This is a genomic window from Aurantibacter sp. (assembly GCF_039941195.1).
Classification (GTDB): domain Bacteria; phylum Bacteroidota; class Bacteroidia; order Flavobacteriales; family Flavobacteriaceae; genus Aurantibacter_A.
This window is the reverse complement of sequence record NZ_JBDVFA010000064.1, coordinates 1-4,628: the sequence shown is the minus strand read 5'-3', so window position 1 is coordinate 4,628 and position 4,628 is coordinate 1. Positions and strand designations below refer to the sequence as shown.

Sequence of the window (4,628 nt, the reverse complement as noted above, 5' to 3'; positions counted from 1 at the left end):
GCCGCTACTTCTTCAATAGCACTAATGGCATCACCAGAACTATATCCTGAATTTGGTGCTCCACTTATTTTTGCTGCTGTAAATAGATTAAAACGGGTTAAACTTTGTGGTCCATAAACCCTTTCTAAGGTTACATATTCGGTTATCGGCGCCATAACACCATTACCGTTTTTAACTTTTATGGCATTTAAACTCTCAAGATTGGCTCTAAAATTTGGTTCACCTTGATAATAAACACGATATTGTTTTCCGAATTTATTGAAGTTAGAAGCATACACACCACTTAAGTAACCTTGCATTACACCTAAAACACCTTCTACATCTAAACCTGCTAGCTTGGTTTTAGCAACATCTACCACAACCTCGTATTGTGGAAAAGTTGGGTCGAACGTTGTACTTGCATATTGTATTTCTGGTCGTTTACTCAAAGCTTCAATAAAATCTTGACTTACATTGTATAGCGCATCTACAGTACCACCACTTTGATCTTGTAATTGCACCTCAAAACCGTTACTTAATCCAAATCCTGTTACGGTTGGTGGAGCAAAGAATATCATATTAGCGTCTTTCATTGTTGCCGTTCTCGCAAACAACTGGCCAATGATTTCTTGAACGCTTTGCCCGTCTCCAGAACGTTCATCCCAAGATTTCAGTTTTAATATAAACATACCATAATTAGACCCTGTCCCACTTATAAACCCACGGCCGGTAGATCGCAAAAATGCGTCTACTTCTGGTATGTCTTCTACTATTTTTTGTAGTTCATCTAAAACTTCATCAGTTCTTTCTAGTGATGATGCTGCAGGTAAACTAATATCGGCAAAAACAATACCTTGATCCTCATCGGGTACAAAGCCTGTTGCGGTTGTATTCATTAAATACACGAATACGCCAATAAAAACAACAATAACACCAATAGCAATTGCTTTTCTACGAATTAAAAATGATAATGCATTTTTATATTTAGAAGTTGTTTTCTCAAACCCTACGTTAAAGGCTACATAAAAACGTTGTATAAAACTTTTTGATTTATGCTCTTCGTGTGGTTTTAATAATAATGCGCATAATGCCGGACTCAAGGTCAATGCATTTACAGCAGATAGAATAATGGCAATAGCAAGCGTTACTCCAAACTGTTGGTAGAAAACACCTGATGACCCACTAATAAAAGTTACTGGAATAAATACGGCTGACATGACCAAGGTGATGGAAATAATGGCTCCGGAAATCTCGCTCATAGCATCTAAACTCGCCTTTCGGGCAGATTTATAACCCGAATCCAGTTTGGCGTGTACTGCCTCTACTACCACAATGGCATCATCGACCACAATACCAATAGCAAGCATTAACGCAAATAAGGTTAACAGGTTAATTGTATATCCAAATACGCTTAAGAAAAAGAAGGTTCCCACAATAGCAACGGGTACCGAAATAGCAGGAATTAAAGTAGAACGCCAATCTTGCAAAAAGATAAATACTACAATAAAAACCAATAAAAATGCTTCGATTAAAGTGCTAATAACCTTTTCGATAGATGCATCTAAAAAGTCATTGGCATTTACCATTTCTGTATATTCTAAACCTTCAGGAAAGTTTTTAGAAGCTTCTTCTAAGGTTGATATAGATAGCGCAACTACCTCTTGGGCATTTGACCCTGCAGATTGGGCAATGGCAACACCCGTACCAGGCTGACCTTTAATAGTGGTAATTGTACTATAAGATTGTGAACCTAATTCTACTCTAGCGACATCTTTTAAACGCAGAATACGCCCATCGTCTGTAGTTTTGATGATGATATCTTCAAAATCTTCCGCATTTTGTAATTTACCCTTGTATTTTAAAGTATATTGATACGCTTGGTTTCCTTGTAGCCCTAATTCACCAGGTGCCGCTTCCAAATTTTGATCGTTAAGAGCTGTAGTAATATCTGATGGTATTAAACCATAGTTTGCCATAATATTAGCCTTTAGCCAAATACGCATACTATACTCCCTAGAACTAAATGCCGATGCACTACCAACACCATCTATCCTTTTTAGAACAGGTATTAAATTAATTTCAGCATAATTCTGAATGAACTCCTCGTCATATCTACCATCTTCACTGTATAACCCAAAAATAAAAACATTACTACTTTGCTGTTTTTGTGTAGTAACACCCGATTGCGTAACCTCTGAAGGCAATAAGTTTGAAGCCGTAGATACACTATTTTGAACATTTACTGCAGCAATATCAGGATCAGTACCTAATTCAAAATATACAGTTATACTTGCAGAACCACTAGTTGCTGTAGAGGTCATATAGGTCATACCTTCCACACCATTAATAGCTTCCTCTAAAGGAACAATAACACTATTTAATACAGCTTCTGCATTTGCACCGTCATAAGAAGCAGAAACTTGTACTGTTGGTGGTGCAATATCTGGATATTGAGATATTGGTAATGTGGTAATTCCGATAATCCCTAAAATCAAAATGATAATAGAAATTACAGCTGAAAGAACCGGTCGTTTTATAAATTTATTAAACATAATTTCTATTTTATTATTTGGTAGTTGTTACTTTTTCAGTGATTTGCTGTAAGGCGCTTATATCACTCTCTTTTACTTGAACTGGTTTTATTTCTTTACCACTAGATAAACCTGAAATACCTTCAAGAACCACTTGGTCACCAGTTTTGAGTCCGTCGGTAACAATATAAGCTTGACCCGAATTTGTTGCTGTCACCGTAATTTTAGCGGATTTCACCTGTGACTGCTCATCAACCAAATACACATAAACATCACCTTGAATCTCGTAGGTAGCAGATTGTGGAATTAAATAAGCACCTTCAATAGTTCTAGGTAGTTGTATGGTAGCGCTATTGCCCGTTCTCAATAAATTATCTGGATTATCGAAAATGGCACGAACATTAAATGAACCAGTTTCTTCGTCTACTTGACCACTAACGGTTTGAATTTTTCCTTTTTGGTCAAAAGCCGTGTAATCTGGAAGCAAAAGAGAAACTTCATCTAAACTCTTCAGTAAACCTGCCTTGGCAAATTCTAAATACGTTTTTTCATTGATTGAAAAATAAGCGTACACCTGTTTAATATTAGATACCGTAGTTAAAGGTTCCGAAATACTACTACTTACTAAACTGCCTAATTTATAGGGTAGAGAGCCAATATAGCCCGAAACCGGAGCTGTAATTTTAGAGTAATTATAACTGGTCTGTGCATTAGAATAATTGGCTTGCGCCTGTTCCAAAGCTGCATTTGCTGCTGTAAGAGAGTTCTCGGCAGACGTTAGCTCGAACTTGCTAATTATCTCTCTTTCTACTAAAGGCTTTGCTTTTTCCACATCAACCTGAGCAGTACTAACATCTGCTTTTGCACTGCTAATCGCTGCCTTTGTACTTAAAAGGTCTTGCTGATATTCCGGTGCATTTAATGAAAAAAGGAGTTGTCCCTTTTTTACATATTCACCCTCATCCACATGCACCTTTTCTATAAAACCTTCAATTTTAGGGTAAATCTCTATGTTCTCCGTTCCTTCAATAGTTACCGGAAATTCTCTGAAGATTTCTATATTTTTTGTTGATACATTTAATACCTCATAGTTTGCAATGCCATTACCAAGTTCTGGCTTTTTTTCGCTGTTGCACGATGCAAATAAAATGGCTAGGATCAAGCCATAGCAATAGGTCTGTAAGTTGATATCTTTAGTTTTCATTAATGTATTTATTTACTGGTTGTTTTGAAGTAATTATGATTTACGATTAAAATTTATTCTGTTAACAATGAGGTTGTAGTGGATACTTTTAATTTGTGAATCGAGTATGCTCTAACGAATACAAATGAGGTTAAAGCGGCTAAACAATCGCTTACTACAAAAGCGACCCATATACCGTTCAAACCATAAAAAGCATTTAATGCATACGCTATAGGGACAAATAGTGCAGGGCGCAACAATGCCGATATTGTTGCAATTTTGTTTTGTTGTAGTGCTTGAAAATAACGGGTCATTACAATCTGCACCATATAAAACGGAATGGACAATGCGAATATCCGTATGGCTATCTTTGTAATTTTCTCGATGTTGTCATTATCATCAATAAAAACAGCGATTAATTGTGAGGGAAACAACTCTAAAATAACAACACCAAAGAAAGAAACGAGACTCACTGCAATAATGGCATACTTAAACGTTTTTAATGCACGGTCATAATGTTTTGCTCCAAAATTATGACTAATTATAGGTTGCATACCATCGCCCGTACCAAGAGCTGTCATCATAAAAAACACATTGATGCCAAAAATGATTCCCATAGCGGCGACTCCATCCGTTCCTCCAGAAGTGAGTAATAATTTGTTGGCAAAAATATTTTGAAAGCTAATGGCAATATCCATAGCAAAAGGTGCAAAACCAACAGAAAGAATTGGCAGCAAAATATGTTTTTTAAGTCTTATTTTTCTCCAAACAATAGGAACAACACTTTTCTTCCTTACATAGTATCCTATTAAAAATAGCGCATTTACGGCTTGTGCAATTATGGTTGCAAGTGCTGCACCACTTATACCTAAATTGTATATTTTCATAAAAATATAATCTAGGCTCACATTAATTATACAAGACAATAAGATAAG

At 36.1% G+C, this 4,628-nt stretch carries 3 protein-coding genes; all 3 read right to left on the bottom strand.

Annotated features, from left to right (window positions below; translation table 11 throughout):
• Window positions 1–2,531: efflux RND transporter permease subunit (locus ABJF52_RS11220; RefSeq protein ID WP_348150062.1), on the bottom strand; the 2,531-nt coding region annotated here is incomplete at its 3' end.
• 13 nt (window positions 2,532–2,544) lie between these two features.
• Window positions 2,545–3,714: an efflux RND transporter periplasmic adaptor subunit gene (locus tag ABJF52_RS11215; RefSeq protein ID WP_348150060.1), complete on the bottom strand. Its 1,170-nt coding sequence runs from the start codon at window positions 3,712–3,714 to the stop codon at window positions 2,545–2,547.
• A 53-nt stretch (window positions 3,715–3,767) separates the two neighbouring features.
• A partial coding sequence (locus ABJF52_RS11210) for an MATE family efflux transporter (RefSeq protein WP_348150058.1) occupies window positions 3,768–4,628 on the bottom strand: 861 nt, incomplete at its 5' end.